This is a genomic window from Parasphingomonas zepuensis, assembly GCF_036663735.1.
Taxonomy (GTDB): domain Bacteria; phylum Pseudomonadota; class Alphaproteobacteria; order Sphingomonadales; family Sphingomonadaceae; genus Sphingomonas.
Genome location: NZ_JAXOJO010000002.1, coordinates 31992 through 47050 on the forward strand (window position 1 = coordinate 31992; position 15059 = coordinate 47050).

Consider the following 15059-nt stretch of genomic DNA (forward strand, 5'->3'; position numbering starts at 1 on the left):
CAAGCCGCGTATTGCGTAGGCACTTTCGTTCGGGAGATCGGTGATGCGCAAACTCATTCTGAAAAGCTGTGCCGCGGCGTCGCTGCTCGCCATCAGCCTGGCGCTGCCGGCGAGCGTCGGGGGCCAGGTGACGTATCTCGATCAGGGCTCGGCTTGGACTGACTCGACGCGCAGCGATTTCTACAGTCGCGATCAGGGATCGCAGATGATCCCGCTCGCCTGGCTGCAGGCGCTGACGACGGCGGATGGCCAGCCGTTCCTGGGCGATCAGCTCGCGCGCTACGGCTATCTGCCCAATCCCGGCGCGAATTTGCCGATCGGCTTCACCAGTGCCGGCCCGGCGGGCCAGGAAGTGGCCGGCATGACCTGCGCCGCGTGCCACACGCGCCAGATCGTGGTCGGGAGCCAGCAATATCGCGTCGATGGTGGCCCGGCACTGGTCGATTTCCAGGCATTGCTGACCGATCTGGTGGATGCGGTTGGCCGGGTCCGGGCGACCAATGCCACCTTCGCGTCCTTCGCCGCGACGGTGCTCGGGCCGAATGCGCCGGCCAAACGGGTCAGGCAGCTCCGCACCGACGTGGACCTCTGGTATCTCCGCGAAAATGCGCTGCGCAACAATGCTTACCCGACACCAGTCTGGGGTCTCGGGCGGCTGGATGCGGTGAGCATGATCTTCAACCGGCTGACCGGCCTCGATCTCGGCAAGCCGCCTAGCTACCTGATCGAGAAGAACATCATGATCGCCGATGCGCCGGTGCGGTATCCCTTTTTGTGGAACGCGCCGAAGCAGGATTACACACAGTGGCCGGGCTTTTCGGGCAACGGCAGCGATATTTACGGGCTGGCGCGCAACACGGGCGAGGTGATGGGGGTGTTCGGTACGTTCAGGCCGAAGAAGTCCTTCTTCCATCTCTTCGGCATCGATTTCATCGGCAAGGGCGCGACCAGGCAGTCCACCAATTTCGACGGACTGCTCAAGCTCGAGGATCTGGTGCAGCAGATTGGCGCGCCGAAATGGCCGTGGCCGGTCGACCCGGGGCTCGCGGCCCGCGGCAAGCTGATCTATAATGGACCGCAAGCGCAGGGCGGCTGCGTGTCTTGTCACGGCCAGACGCCTGGCCTCAAGCGCATCCCCAACCAGGCGACTTGGGCGACGCCGCTGCTCGACGTGGGCACCGACTCGCACGAATATGATATCCTTGCCCGCGAATCCGATTCCGGCGTGCTGAAGGGCGCGCATATCCCGTTCCTCATGCCGCCGATCAAGGCGCGGGCGACGTCGTTCAGCCTGCTCGGCGTCTCCGTCGGCGGATCGATCCTGCAGAGCGGTTCCTGGGTGCCGGCGATCTGGGGCAATCTCGCTGCTTCGCAGACGGGGCCCAACGCGCCCAAGCCATCGAACGACGTGAAACAGGCGATCAACGATTCGTTCAACGACGATGCGGCCGCGCCGACCGACGGACAGTACCGCTACGAATCGCGCGTCCTGTACGGCATCTGGGCGGCGGCGCCCTACCTGCACAATGGATCGGTCGCGACCCTGGCGGACCTGCTAAAGCCCGCCGATCAGCGCGCTGCCTCGTTTCTGGTCGGGCCCTATTACGACACCCAGACGATCGGCCTCGCCGCCGCTCAGCCGGGGCTGAACGGCACGCGGGTCACCACGGGCTGCGACCAGCGCAATTCAGGCAATAGCCGTTGCGGCCACGAGTTCGGAACGACGTTGCCGGAGGCCGACAAGCTCGCGTTGCTCGAATATATGAAGACGCTGTGAGGGCGCGTCAGTCCCGCAGGCTCTCGACCCGCGGGCGCTCATGCTCTGGAATCAGGCCTTCGAGCACCGCCCAGAAGCCGCTGACCGCGGATTGCCCGGCGCTGGCATAAGCGGCTGACAGCCGCTCGCGCAGTGCCTCGAACAGCTCGGTCTCGAGCGCCTTACCGGCGTCGGTCAGGCGGAGCAGGCGCTGGCGCCGGTCGCGCTCGCCGGCGCGAGTCTCGACCAGCCCGCGGTCCCCGAGCTCGGTCAGCACCCGGCCGAGGGACTGTTTGGTGATGGCAAGCAGGGCAAGCAGCTGGCTGACCGTCATGTCCGGCTGTCGCGCGATGAAGTAGAGTGCGCGGTGGTGCGCGCGGCCGAGGCCCTGGGCGGCAAGCCCGCGATCGATCGAACGCGTAAGGTGGCTGTTGCCGAAATAGAGCAATTCCATTCCGCGGCGAAGCTCGGGTTCGCGCAGGAATAGCGGCGAAGCGGACGTTGATGGTGCTGCCATGTTGACCGGATTTGGTCGCTTCCGTACTGAGCTTCAACCCCTGAATTGTATCAAATTGTAAAGAACGGACCGATGCTCGACATAACCACCGACGAGATCGACGCGGGCGCCGGCCTCGCTTTCACGCATGAGACGCATCCGGGGCCTGTCGATGCGAACGAGCGCGCGCGCCTTTTGGAGAATCCCGGCTTTGGGCGGGTCTTCACTGATCACATGGTGACGATCCGTTACAACGAGACGGATGGCTGGCACGATGCGCGCGTCCAGGCGCGGGCACCGTTCCAGATGGATGCCTCCTCGGCCGTGCTGCATTATGCGCAGGAAATCTTCGAAGGCATGAAGGCATATCGCCTCGCCGATGGCGGGACAGCGCTGTTCCGGCCCGAGGCAAATGCCGCACGCTTCCGCAGCTCGGCCGATCGCATGGCGATGGTGCCGCTGCCGGAGGAGCTGTTCCTCGAATCGATCCGCCAGATCGTGAAAATCGACCGGGACTGGATCCCGACGGCCGAAGGCGGCTCGCTCTATCTGCGCCCCTTCATGATCGCGAGCGAGGTGTTCCTCGGAGTCAAGCCGTCGTCCGAATATCTCTACGCGGTGATCGCCTCGTCGGTCGGCGCCTATTTCAAGGGCGGTGCGCCGGCGGTCAGCCTGTGGGTGTCGGAAGATTATACCCGCGCCGCGCCGGGCGGCACCGGGGCCGCCAAATGCGGCGGCAACTACGCATCCAGCCTGGTCGCCCAGGCAGAGGCGATCCGCCAGGGCTGTGATCAGGTGCTGTTCCTCGACGCGGCCGAGCGCCGCTGGATCGAGGAACTGGGCGGCATGAACATCTTCTTCGTGTTCGACGACGGCTCGCTCGCGACGCCGGCGCTGACCGGCACGATCCTGCCCGGAATCACCCGCGATTCGATCCTCACGCTCGCGCGGGACATGGGGCTGACCGTGCGCGAAGAACCCTATGCGATCGACCAGTGCCGCGCCGATGCCGAAAGCGGCCGCCTGCGCGAGGCGTTCGCCTGCGGCACCGCGGCGGTGGTTGCGCCGATCGGCCAGATGAAGATGCGCGGCGGCGATTTCACCATCGGTTCGGGTGGACCCGGCCAGACCACGTTGCGCATCCGCAACGCGCTGACCGATATCCAGCGCGGCAATGCGCCGGACCCGCATGGCTGGCTCGATCGGCTGGACATCTGACGACGTCGTCCAAGGGCGTTGCGGGAATCGAGCGCGGTCCCTAAAGGGCTGCGCTCACGGGTTTCCGCCGGGCTGTCCGACGGGATCTCACTGGGGCGTCGCCAAGTGGTAAGGCAGCGGCTTTTGATGCCGCCATTCGCAGGTTCGAACCCTGCCGCCCCAGCCAGATCCGGATATCCGGTCCCGTCGTGCACTACGACCTGATCGGCTCTCGCATACCGCTCAATCCGAGCCACCGCCGCGCGCTGACGATCCGCCGCAGGACGAGCCGTTCGAGCAGCAGCATGACGAGTAGCGAGAGACCGAACATCGGCAGGTAAAGCCCCAGACCAAGGATCGCGCCGATCAGGAGCGGCCCGAAGCGCGGGCGGGACAAGGGCACGGGCGCGCCGAGCAGGCCGATCGGTCGCCGGCGCCACCAAAGCACCCCGCCCGACACCGCGAGCAGGATCAGGAACATCGCGGTGACCGTTCCGGCAATCTGATTGGCCAGCCCGAACAGCGCGCCTTCGTGCACCGCAATGCCATAGCCGATCGTCCGGTCGATCCAGTGCCGCTGGTTGAAGTCGGTGCGGTTGAGGATCTGGCCCGTGGCACCATCGACCTTGAGTTCGGATCGCAGCGGTCGGTCCGCCGCGTCGGAAGTGACGGACCAAGGGGCGCCGGGTGTTTTGGGCGGTGCGATCAGCACGGGCGGGGCGATGCCCAGCGGGCGCAGCGTGATGATGACGCGGGCCAGGTCGCCTGAGGCTTGGGGCGCGGCCGGCATGATCATGTCGCCATGGCCGGCATGCTCACCGAGCACGGCGGCGGGGCCGGGCGCTTTGCCGCCGATCGTCCAGTCGACCGCGCCGCGGGTCGTCCCCGTGACCTGTCGGACCTGCGCCAGATAGCCGCCCCAGCCCTTGGCCCAGGGCAACCCTGTCAGGATCAGCCCGAGCGCGAATACCGAGACCCAGATCCCGGTGGTCGCATGGATGTCGCGCCAGAAGACGCGCCTACCGCTACGCAGGCGCGGATAGAGGATGCCCGCCAGGCCCCGGCGACCGCGCGGCCACCAGAGATAGAGACCGGTCAGCAGCATGACGATCGCCCAGCAGGCGGCGATCTCGATCACGTAGCTACCCAGGGTTCCTGCCAGCAACTGGCCGTGCAGACGGGACAGGACGCGGAAGGGACGGTTCTCCTCAGTGACGATGTCGAGCACCTCGAGCGAGCGCGGATCGAGATAGACGCGCGCGTCGCCGCCTGGCCGCGCGACCAGGATGCGCACGGCCGCGCCCGGCGCTTCCGGCATCACATATTTGCGCAGCGCTCCGCCCGGTACTGCCTTCAGCGCAGCTGCGACCTGGGCTTCGGGTGCTGCCGCTGGGCCGGAGACCGGCAAATGATCGAAGCGCCGGTCGAGCCAGCCCTCGATCTGCGGGCGCCACAGATAGATCGAGCCCGTGAGCGCGAGCCAAATCACGAAGGGGATGCAGATCAGGCCGGCATAGAAATGCCAGCGCCACACCGCATTGTACCAGCGCGTGCCGGGTGTGTGGACGCTCACAGCTTCACGCTCACTTCGGCGTGGACGCTACGCTGCGGGAAGGGGTGAAAGAGGAAATAGCGATCGTTGTTCACGTTATCGACGCCGATCGCGAAGGCGTAGTGATCGGTGATGCGGACATTTGCGCGCAGATCGACGACGAAATATTTGTAGAAGCCCTGATAGGTGTTGCCGACCACATCGATGTTGTCGAGCGTGCCCCAGTTGCGGCTGGCGTAGCGCGCCGCGGCGGTCAGTGCGACGGCATCGTCCGGGCGCCAGGTGATCACCGCGGTGGCCTTCCAGCGTGGTACTGAGGGCAGCAGCTTGCCCTCGGCGGCGGGAAAGACGGTGTCCTTGCGGGTGGTGGCGTCGGTATAGGTGGCGCTGCCCGACACATCGATCCGCCGCACCGGAAAGTCGGCGCGCTGCACCGCGAATTCGATCCCGCGGGCGCGGGTGCGATCGACATTCTGGACGTAGTTCACCGCTGGGAGGTCAGGCACGAGGATCGCCGATTGCGAGATCAGCGCATCCTCGATCGATTCGTTGAACAGCGAGAGCCGCATGGTGCCGCTCGAATCCTTGCGCTCGATCGCCAGTTCCTCGCTGAGGGCGCGTTCCGGCCGGAGATCGGGATTGGGGACGCTGAGCACGGTTCCAGTCGTGACGGCCTGGTACAGTTCGCCGACGGTGGGGAAGCGGTAGGCCTTGCCGAAGGATGCGCGGACGGTCCAGCCGGGCGCGGGAGTGTAGCCAAGCGACGCCTTGGGGGAGAGGCCGTGCGCCGTGCGGGTGGGCTGATTGACAGAGAGGGACGGTGACGTGGAGAAGTTGAACCCGTCATAGGCCCGCCACCATTCGTAGCGGCCGCCGATCGTGAGGGTGAGCGGCTCGGCGATCCGCACCTCGTCCTGCGCCCAGATCGCGGCGGTGCGCGTCTTGCCGCGCGAGGCCTGGTTGAGCGCGCCCTGGGCGCCGCGGATCCAGTCGGTGGTGGCATAGCGGTTGCTGTTCACCTCGAACCGGTCCCAGTGCAGGCCGGCGCTGACTGTGTGAGTCGCGGCACCACCCGATCGCCAGCTTGCCTTGGCGTCGAGCGTCTCCCAGCCGGTGCCGTCGAGCCGGGTGATGTTGCCGCGGCCGCCGGCCGGCAGAAGATCGATCGGGGTCCGCTGGATGTCCTTCGCGTAATCGTAGAGTGTGCCGATCACTTGCCAGTCGAGTTGGTCGCCCGAACCGGTCGCTGACAGCGCATGCGACCAGTGGCGCTGGTCAGTGCGGTAGACGCCGCTGGAGGAGGCGATGGTGTAGAATGGCAGGCCGGTCGTGGTGCCGGTGAGATAGCTCTGGGCAGCGGAGTCGGTGTCGTTGAGGAACAGGCCGGCGACATAGGTGAGGCGGACGTCCGGCGAGAGATCGAGGGCTGCCTTGAGCTTGATATTGTCCTGCACCTGATGCTCGAGGCCGCCGGCACCGATCACGCGGATTGGCGCGCCGACGCGGTTGACGTCGGCATAGCCGCCGGTCGCCCCGGCAGGATTGGCGGTGGCGGTGGCGTAGCTGATCGGCTGGCTGTTGCTGATCGTGTGGGTGATGCTGCCGAACAGCGCGAGCGGGCCGAAGCGATCGCCGAGCGTTGCGCCGAACTGATAGGCGGGCAGCGTGTCGTGCGTGCCGTACTGATCGAATTGCTGGACGCTGGTGGCGGCGGTGAGCGTGCCCTCGAGCCGGTCCGGCAGGCGCGTGGTGATGTTGACCACGGCGCCGATCGAGTTGCCGGCATAGGCGGCCGAGAAGGGGCCGTAGAGCACGTCGATCCGCGCGATCTCCTCCGGGCTGACCATGCCCCAGCGCGGGCTGGCCGAGGTGTTGTTGTTGCCGATCAGCGAGGAGAGCAGCGCGCCGTCAGCGTAGATCAAGCTGCGCGCGCTCGACCCGAGGCCCGAGGTGCGGGTGGCGAGCGGGGCCTGGGTGTCGCCGATATGGCGTTTGCGGACGACCAGGCTGGGCAGGTATTTCAGCGTGTCCTCGACGTTCACGGCATTGACCGTGTCGGCGATCTGCGCGGCGGTGAGGGTGGTCCGACTGGTGGGGGCGTTCTCGATCGTCTGGGTCTGGCGCTGGGCCGTGACGAGGATGTCGTCCTGGGCGAAGGCGGGTGAAGGCAACAGGACGGCAGCCACGAGGGCGCACCGCGAAAATGGGGTGTTCATGAAGGATCCGTTCGACTGACAGGGTTCGAAGACCGCGCACGGGGGCGCGGCCGGCGGTGTCAGGCGCGGAGGGGTGGGCCGGTCTTGGGCGGCGGGGGGGCGGCTAGGCCAAGCCCTGGGCGGATGAAGGCGTGGAAGGACGGGGGCGCAGCCGCGTCAGCCGGCGCGGGGGCGACGGGGTGCGACAGCGCGGCGAGATCGACCGCGGCGCTGGCGGCGGCGAAGGCGCAGGGGTGATCGGGGGCCTTGTCCTGATGCGGGGCGCCGTTGTCGGGCGCGGTATGGTGCATGTCGGCCGGCATGGGCATCGTCATGGCGCCCTGGCCGGTGCAGACGGTGATCATGGGCAGGGCGCCGTCGGCGGCGGGGGTGAGCATGAAGCCCGACGGGACCAGCATCCGCATGGCCAGCGCACAGGCCAGCAGCACGACCGTCAGGCCGCGATATCGGCTGGGGGTGAGCAGGCCGCGCATGATTCAGGGGTAGGGAAGGGCAGGTGAGAAGGCAATATTTCGGGCGATGCTTTGTTGGAGATATTGCCATGTTCGTTCGATCGAACTAATGTTCGAGTCGTGAAAAGCGAACATCTTCTGGATACCGCGATCGAGCAGTTCGGGCGGCTTGGCTTCGAGGGGGCGAGCACGCGCCGGATCGCGCAGGCGTCGGGCGCGGCGATGTCTTCGATCACCTATCATTTCGGCGGCAAGGAAGGGTTGTACCTCGCCGCGGCGGACCGCATCGCCGAGGGCATATCCGCGCTGCAGGCGCCCGCGTTCGCAGAGGCGCGGGCAGCCGCGATCGAGTCGCGCGAGCAGGCGACCGAGTGGCTGCTGCGGCTGCTCGACGGCTTCGCGCAGATGATGCTCGACCGCGAGACGGAGAAATGGGCGCGCTTCATCATCCGCGAGCAGCTCGACCCGACCGAGGCGTTCGACCGGCTGTACCGCGGCGCGATGGAGCCGATGGTCGAGACCTTCCTCACCCTGTTCAGCCGCGCGCGGCCCGACCTTCAGGGCCGGGAAGCCCGCGCGACCGCGCTGCTGCTGTTCGGCCAGGCCATCATGCTGCGCGCATGCCGATCGTCGGTCTGCCGGGTGATGGGCGTCGAGCGGATCGATGCCGACACCGCCACGCTGCTGCGCGCCCGGCTGCGCGCCAATGCTCAATCGATCCTGATGGAGACGCCCGCATGAACCGCCGCCTGATCCTGACGATCGTGCTGGTCGCCGGCCTGGTCATCGCCGCCATCGCCACGCGCGGCTTCGGCCTGTTCCCGCGCGCCGGGGACGGGGACCTGACGCTGCACGGCAATGTCGACATCCGCGAAGTCGACATGGCGTTCCGCGTCGGCGGGCGGATCAGCGGCATCGCGGTGGAGGAAGGCGCCAAGGTGAAGCCGGGCCAGCCGCTCGCGACGATCGACACCGCGACGCTGGACAGCCGGATCGGCCAGGCCGACGCCGAGCTCGCCCAGGCCCAGGCGCAGCTCGCCAAGTTGCGCAACGGCAATCGCAGCCAGGATGTCGGCCAGGCCCGCGCGCGCGTCGCCGCGGCACAGGCCGTGGTGGAGAAGGCTGACAGCGACTATCGCCGGCGCGAGCCGCTGGTCGGCCCCGGCGCGATCAGCCGCGACGTGTGGGACCAGACCATCGCCGATCGCGCCCGCGCCCGCGCGCAGCTGGCCGAAGCGCGGCAGGGCCTGTCGCTGCTCGATGCGGGCGCGCGCACGGAGGATATCGATGCGGCGCGCGCGCAGGTGCAGGCAGCGACCGAAGCGCGGCGCTCCATCGCGACCGACCTGTCCGACACGCGGCTGATCGCGGCATCGGCCGGCACGGTCGTGACGCGCGCCCGCGAGCCCGGCGCGATCGTCCAGCCGGGGGAGACGGTGCTGACCCTGTCGATCGACCGGCCGCTGCGCGTGCGCGCCTATGTCGACGAGAGCGACCTCAGCCGGATCAGCCCCGGCATGGCAGTGGAGGTGACGTCCGACGGCAACCCGCGGACCTATCGCGGGACGATCGGCTATATCTCGCCGCGATCCGAGTTCACGCCCAAGTCGGTCGAGACCGAGAGCCTGCGGACCGACCTGGTCTATCGCCTGCGCATCATCGTGACCGATCCCGACGACGCGCTGCGCCAGGGCCAGCCCGTGACGGTGCGCGTGACCGGCGCACGCCCAGCGCACCGGAACTAGCGGTGGCCGATGCCGTCGCCAGCGCCGAAGGACTGGTCAAGCGCTTCGGCGACGGACCGGCGGCGCTCGACGGAGTCAAGCTGTCGATCGTGCCGGGGCGGCTGACCGGGCTGGTCGGGCCGGATGGCGCCGGCAAGACGACGCTGATCCGAATCCTGGCCGGGCTGATGGCGCCGACCGAGGGCACGGTCGAACTGCTCGGCCGGGCGCCGGCCGATGCGCTGGACGATCTGGGCTATATGCCGCAGCGTTTCGGCCTCTACGAAGACCTGACGGTGATCGAGAATCTGACGCTCTATGCGCGGGTGCGGGCGCTGCCCGAGGACGAGCACCGCGCGACGTTCGACCGGCTGCTCGACTTCACGGACCTGCGCCGATTCCAGGACCGGCTGGCGGGCAAGCTTTCCGGCGGGATGAAGCAGAAGCTGGGTCTGGCCTGTGCGCTGGTGCGCACGCCCAAGGTGCTGTTGCTCGACGAGCCGAGCGTCGGGGTCGATCCGGTATCGCGGCGCGAATTGTGGTCGATGGTCGGCGACCTGACGGGCGAAGGCATCGGCGTGCTGTGGTCGACAGCCTATCTCGACGAAGCCGAGAAATGCGACTGGGTGTATCTGCTCAGCGAAGGCAAATTGCTGTTCGAGGGGCCGCCGGCCGAGCTGACCGGCAAGGTGCGCGACCGGCTGATCCGGGTGACCGGGTTCGAGGAGCGGCGCCGGCGGTTCCTGACTCATGCGCTCGACCGGGACGATGTGATCGACGGATCGATCCAGGGCCGATCGGTGCGGCTGCTGATCGCGCCGGACAAGCCGTTGCCCGATGCCGCCGCCTTCGACGCCGGGCCGGACACGAAAGTGACGCCGGCCGAGCCGCGGTTCGAGGACGGGTTCATCGAGATATTGGGCGGCGGCCCGCCGGGGACGAGCGCGCTGGCCGCGAGCTATCGCACGATCGAGCATAGCGACCGGCCGGCGATCGAGGCGCGCGGCCTGACCAAGCGCTTCGGGGATTTCACCGCGGCGCGCGACATCCATTTCGAGATTCCGCGCGGGCAGATCTTCGGGCTGCTTGGGCCGAACGGCGCGGGCAAATCGACCACGTTCAAGATGCTGTGCGGGCTGCTGACGCCGAGCGGCGGCACCGGCTCCGTCGCGGGCAATGACCTGCGATCGGCGCGGGCCGATGCGCGCGCCTCGCTTGGCTATATGGCGCAGAAATTCTCGCTCTACGGCGATCTCAGCATCCGGCAGAATCTCGATTTCTTCGCCGGCGCCTATGATCTGGACCGGGCGCGGGCACGCCGCGCGATCGACGCGATGATCCATATCTTCGCGCTGGGCGAGCATGTCGATGCGAATGCCGGGCTGCTGCCGCTGGGCCTCAAGCAGCGGCTCGCGCTGGCCTGTGCGGTGATGCACGAGCCGCCGGTGCTGTTCCTGGACGAGCCGACCAGCGGCGTCGATCCGGTGGCGCGGCGCGAATTCTGGACTCACATCAACGGGCTGGTCGAAAAGGGCGTGACCGTGCTCGTCACCACGCACTTCATGGACGAAGCCGAATATTGCGACCAGGTCACGCTGATCTACCGATCGGAGCAGATCGCGACCGGCACACCCGACGCGCTGAAGGCCGATGCCGGCAAGATCGCCGGCATGGCCGATCCAACGATGGAGGATGCCTTCATCGCGCTGATCGAGCAATCCGACCGCAACCGCGACACGGCGGAGGCGGCATGAGCAAGCCTGAAAACGAAGCGACGGGCGACAGCGGGAAGGGGGGGCGGCACATCCGCTTCGACCGGCGGCGGCTGGCCGCGCTGGTGCGCAAGGAAGCGGCGCAGATCGTGCGCGATCCATCGACCATCCTGATCGCCTTCGTCCTGCCGCTGATCCTGCTGTTCCTGTTCGGCTATGCCGTGTCGCTGGATACCCCGCGCACGCGGATCGCGCTGGTGCTGGAGGATAGCAGCGCGCGGGCGCTGGGGCTGGCCCAGGCCTATCAGAACTCGCCCTATTTCGATGTCAGGATGGCGCGATCCGTTTCCAGCGTGCGCGGCATGATGGTGGACGGCCGGGTGCGCGCGATCATCGTGATCCCGCAGGATTTCGGCCAGGGCGCGACACGCGGCAAGGCGCCGCCGATCCAGATCATCACGGACGGATCGCAGCCCAACACGGCGGGGTTCGCCGCGGCCTATGGCGAGGGCGTGCGGGCGAGCTGGGCGGCTGCCGAGGGCTATGGGCCGGCGGGGAACCGGGCGGGGGGCCGGACGCCGGCGATCGAGGTGAACCCGCGCTACTGGTATAATCCGGGGCTGCGCAGCCGGTTCTTCCTCGTCCCCGGATCGATCGCGATCGTGATGACGATGATCGGCACGCTGCTGACGGCTCTGGTCGTCGCGCGCGAATGGGAGCGCGGCACGATGGAAGCGATGATGGCCACGCCGATCAGCATGACCGAGTTCATCGCGAGCAAGGTGATCCCCTATTTCCTGCTCGGCCTCGTCTCGATGGCGCTGTGCAGCGTGATCGCCGTCGTGGTGTTTGGCGTGCCGTTCCGGGGATCGGTATTCGCGCTGTTCGCGATCGCCGCTTCGTTCCTGATGCCGGCGCTTGGCCTGGGGCTGTTCATTTCGGCATCGACCAAGAACCAGTTCGTGGCGAGCCAGATCGCGCTGCTCACGGCGTTCCTGCCGACCTTCCTTCTTTCCGGTTTCCTGTTCGAGATTTCGTCCATGCCCTGGCCGATCCAGCTGATCACTTATGCGGTGCCGGCGCGGTATCTGATCCCGTCGCTGCAGACGGTGTTCCTGGCGGGGGATTTGTGGGCGCTGATCCTGCCCAATATCGCGATCATGCTTGGGTTCGGGGCGTTCTTCTTCTTCCTCAGCTTCCGGGCGACGCGCAGGAGTCTCGACTGATGGGCCGGCTGCGGGCGATGATCGTCAAGGAGATATGGGCGGTACTGCGCGATCCGAAATCTCGGCTCGTGCTGGTGATTCCGCCGCTGCTCCAGCTGTTCATCTTCACCTTTTCGACCACGCTGGAGGTGCGCAACGTCAATATCGGTATCCTCGACCGCAGCGGCGGGGCGCAGAGCGCGGAGATCGTGTCGCGCATCGCCGGCAGCCCCAATTTCCGCGAGGTCCGCCGGCTGAATTCGCCGCGCGAGCTGGCCGATGCGATCGACCGGCAGCAGGTGATCGCGGCGGTGGTGATCGATGCCGATTTCGACCGCGACGTGGCGGCGCACCGGCCGGCCTCGATGGGCGTGGTGCTCGACGGGCGCCGATCGAACGCGGCGCAGATCGTATCGGGCTATCTCGGCCAGATCGCCGGGGGCGTCGGGGCCGATATTGCGACGAGCACACGGGGCAATGGCAGTGCGGGCGATGGCGCCGGGGGTGACGTGACCGGCGGGAGCGTCGTGACCAACTGGTACAATCCGTCGCTCGATTATATCTGGTTCACCTTGCCCTCGCTGGTCGCGATCATCACCTCGGTGGCGGGGCTTTCGATCACGTCGCAGACGGTGGCGCGCGAGCGCGAGCTTGGCACGTTCGACCAGCTGATGGTCTCGCCGCTGCGCGTGCACGAGATATTGATCGGCAAGATGGTGCCGCCGCTGCTGGTCGGCATCTTCAACGGGACGCTGTACCTGATCGTCGCGCCTCTCGTGTTCGGCGTGCCGTTCACCGGATCGCTGATCCTGTTCTACATCGCGCTCGTCTTCTACATGCTCGCGCTGATCGGGGTGGGCATGCTGGTGTCGGCGGCATCGGCGACGCAGCAACAGGCGTTCCTCGGTTCCTTCCTGGTGACGACGCCGCTGATCCTGCTTTCGGGCTATGCCAGCCCGATCGACAATATGCCGGGCTGGTTGCAGATCGTGACCTACGCCAATCCCGCCCGGTATTTCCTGGTGATCGTCCAGGGCCTGTTCCTGAAGGCGATGCCGGCGGCTGATGTGTTCGGCCAGCTGTGGCCGCTGACGATCATCGCCTGCCTGACCCTGAGCGCGGCCGCATGGCTGTTCCGCGCTCGCATGGAGTGACCCCGATGCCTCGCTTCCTTCCGCTGCTGCTTGCGGGCGTCTCCCTGGCCGGCTGCACCGTCGGGCCGGATTACCAGCGCCCGACGCCACCAGGCGCGACTGCGGCCGCCTGGGCGGAGCCGGGCACGCCCGGCCCGGTCGACCTGGCCTGGTGGGACCGGTTCGGCGATGCGCAGCTATCGGCGCTGGTGGCGCGGGCGATCGCCGACGGGCCGGACCTGGCCGAGGCGGAAGCGCGGCTGGCGGAGGCGCGCGCCAACCGCGATGCGGTGGCGGGCGCAAGGCTGCCCTCGCTGACCGCCACGGGCTCCGCCACGGAGACTGTGCTGAGCCGCAACGGGCAGTTGCCGGTGGGGCAGATCCCGGGATTCCAGCGCGAATTCCGCCTGTTCGACGGCGGTTTCGATGCGAGCTGGGAGATCGACCTGTGGGGCCGGCGCGTGCGCGAGGGGCAGGCAGCGGCGGCGCGGGAAGAGGCGGCGCTGTTCGCGCGGCGCGACGTGATGCTCTCCCTGATCGCCGAGGTGGCGCGCAATTATCTCGACCTGCGCACGGCGCAGGCGAGCGCGGCGACGGCGCGGGCGACGGCCGATGCCGATGCCGAGCTTGCCCGGCTGACGCGGTTGCGGCGGGATGCCGGCGAAGCATCGCAGCTGGAGGCGGAGACGGCCGAGGGCGCGGCGCGGACCAGCGCCGCCGCCGTGCCGGATGCCGAGGCGGCCGCGACGGCCGCGGCCTATCGCATCGCGACTCTGGTGGGATCGACGCCGGAGGAAGTTGGCGCGACGCTGCGCGCGCCGGCGCCGTTGCCGGCGAGCCCGGACGAGATTTTGGTGGGCGTGCGATCCGAGCTGCTCGAGCGACGGCCCGATGTGCGCCGGGCGGAGCGCGAGCTGGCGGCGGCGACGGCGGATATCGGCGTGGCGACGGCCGATCTGTTCCCGCGCTTCAGCCTGCTCGGCGGCATCGGCCAGCAGGCGCGCACGCCGGGCGACCTGTTCTCTGGCGGCAGCACGCGCCTGCAGATCGGGCCGAGCCTGTCCTGGCCGGTGTTTTCCGGCGGCACGATCCGCGCGCAGATCCGCGGTGCGGATGCACGCGGGCAGGGCGCGGCGGCGCGCTATGAAAAGGCCGTGCTGGGCGCGCTTTCGGACAGCGAGACGGCGATCAACCGGTTCGTGAATGCGCGCAACGCGGCGCTGGAGGCGGGCGCGGCTTTGGCCCGCGAACGGGCGGCGTTTGCGCTGGCGGAGCGGCGGGTGGCGAGCGGCGAGGACGACCGGCTGGCGCTGGCGCGCGGGCGGAAATCCGTGCTGGCGGCGGAACGGCGCGAGAGCGACGCGGCCGGGCGCAAGGCGCAGGCGGCGGTGGCTTTGTTCAAGGCGCTGGGGGGTGGTTGGGGGTAGGGGGATTGATCGCGCTGATGACCGCAACTAGGGCGTGAAGAGACCAGCAGGTTTCGCGCAATCGACTTGAGATAGCCGACCTTCCATGCTCGGCCCGCAAGACGACATGTTCGCCGGCAGGTCGGTGGCTTAACCACTTGCACACCACGTTGCGAACGCAAGCTACCCTGCTTATGGCTGGAACAATGT

Annotated in this window: 12 protein-coding genes and 1 tRNA gene; 9 read left to right on the forward strand and 4 right to left on the reverse strand. The window is 67.9% G+C overall.

Translation table 11 applies throughout. The features are described 5' to 3' along the window. Positions 1 to 43: 43 nt before the first annotated feature. Positions 44 to 1777 (forward strand): di-heme-cytochrome C peroxidase, encoded by a 1734-nt coding sequence (locus U1769_RS06645; RefSeq protein ID WP_332713833.1) that lies wholly within the window; start codon positions 44 to 46, stop codon positions 1775 to 1777. Between the two features lie 7 nt (positions 1778 to 1784). Here U1769_RS06645 and U1769_RS06650 read toward each other — a convergent pair whose 3' ends face one another. Beyond that, on the reverse strand, positions 1785 to 2273 hold the full coding sequence (locus tag U1769_RS06650) for a MarR family winged helix-turn-helix transcriptional regulator (RefSeq protein WP_332713836.1): 489 nt from the start codon (positions 2271 to 2273) through the stop codon (positions 1785 to 1787). Between the two features lie 72 nt (positions 2274 to 2345). Between U1769_RS06650 and U1769_RS06655 the strand changes: the two genes are divergently transcribed. Both U1769_RS06655 and U1769_RS06660 read left to right on the forward strand, forming a co-directional pair. Beyond that, positions 2346 to 3470: a branched-chain amino acid aminotransferase gene (locus tag U1769_RS06655; RefSeq protein WP_332713839.1), complete on the forward strand. Its 1125-nt coding sequence runs from the start codon at positions 2346 to 2348 to the stop codon at positions 3468 to 3470. Positions 3471 to 3561: 91 nt separating this feature from the next. After that, a tRNA-Gln gene (locus tag U1769_RS06660) sits at positions 3562 to 3636 on the forward strand. 27 nt (positions 3637 to 3663) lie between these two features. On the opposite strand, the gene U1769_RS06665 is transcribed toward U1769_RS06660, so the two are convergent. The 3 genes from U1769_RS06665 to U1769_RS06675 are packed head-to-tail and all read right to left on the reverse strand — an operon-like array spanning position 3664 to position 7690. Then, entirely contained in the window at positions 3664 to 5022 is a 1359-nt protein-coding gene (locus tag U1769_RS06665; protein WP_332713842.1) for a PepSY-associated TM helix domain-containing protein, read from the reverse strand. Continuing rightward, positions 5019 to 7217, reverse strand: a complete 2199-nt coding sequence (locus U1769_RS06670; RefSeq protein ID WP_332713845.1) for a TonB-dependent receptor — start codon at positions 7215 to 7217, stop codon at positions 5019 to 5021. The genes U1769_RS06665 and U1769_RS06670 overlap by 4 nt, the downstream gene beginning before the upstream one ends. A 59-nt stretch (positions 7218 to 7276) precedes the next feature. Continuing rightward, positions 7277 to 7690: a hypothetical protein gene (locus U1769_RS06675; protein ID WP_332713847.1), complete on the reverse strand. Its 414-nt coding sequence runs from the start codon at positions 7688 to 7690 to the stop codon at positions 7277 to 7279. Positions 7691 to 7789: 99 nt separating this feature from the next. On the opposite strand from U1769_RS06675, the gene U1769_RS06680 reads away from it, so the two are divergent. Genes U1769_RS06680 through U1769_RS06705 form a run of 6 tightly spaced genes read left to right on the forward strand, consistent with a single transcriptional unit; the run spans position 7790 to position 14870 of the window. Then, on the forward strand, positions 7790 to 8410 hold the full coding sequence (locus U1769_RS06680; protein ID WP_332713850.1) for a CerR family C-terminal domain-containing protein: 621 nt from the start codon (positions 7790 to 7792) through the stop codon (positions 8408 to 8410). Next, positions 8407 to 9414 (forward strand): HlyD family secretion protein, encoded by a 1008-nt coding sequence (locus U1769_RS06685; protein ID WP_332713853.1) that lies wholly within the window; start codon positions 8407 to 8409, stop codon positions 9412 to 9414. Before U1769_RS06680 ends, U1769_RS06685 begins: the two co-directional genes overlap by 4 nt. Before the next feature lie 2 nt (positions 9415 to 9416). Further along, on the forward strand, positions 9417 to 11147 hold the full coding sequence (locus U1769_RS06690; RefSeq protein ID WP_332713855.1) for an ATP-binding cassette domain-containing protein: 1731 nt from the start codon (positions 9417 to 9419) through the stop codon (positions 11145 to 11147). Beyond that, positions 11144 to 12331: an ABC transporter permease gene (locus U1769_RS06695; protein ID WP_332713858.1), complete on the forward strand. Its 1188-nt coding sequence runs from the start codon at positions 11144 to 11146 to the stop codon at positions 12329 to 12331. Before U1769_RS06690 ends, U1769_RS06695 begins: the two co-directional genes overlap by 4 nt. Next, positions 12331 to 13464: an ABC transporter permease gene (locus tag U1769_RS06700; protein WP_332713861.1), complete on the forward strand. Its 1134-nt coding sequence runs from the start codon at positions 12331 to 12333 to the stop codon at positions 13462 to 13464. Before U1769_RS06695 ends, U1769_RS06700 begins: the two co-directional genes overlap by 1 nt. 5 nt (positions 13465 to 13469) lie before the next feature. After that, complete coding sequence (locus U1769_RS06705) at positions 13470 to 14870, forward strand: efflux transporter outer membrane subunit (protein WP_332713864.1); 1401 nt, start codon at positions 13470 to 13472, stop codon at positions 14868 to 14870. Positions 14871 to 15059: the final 189 nt, after the last annotated feature.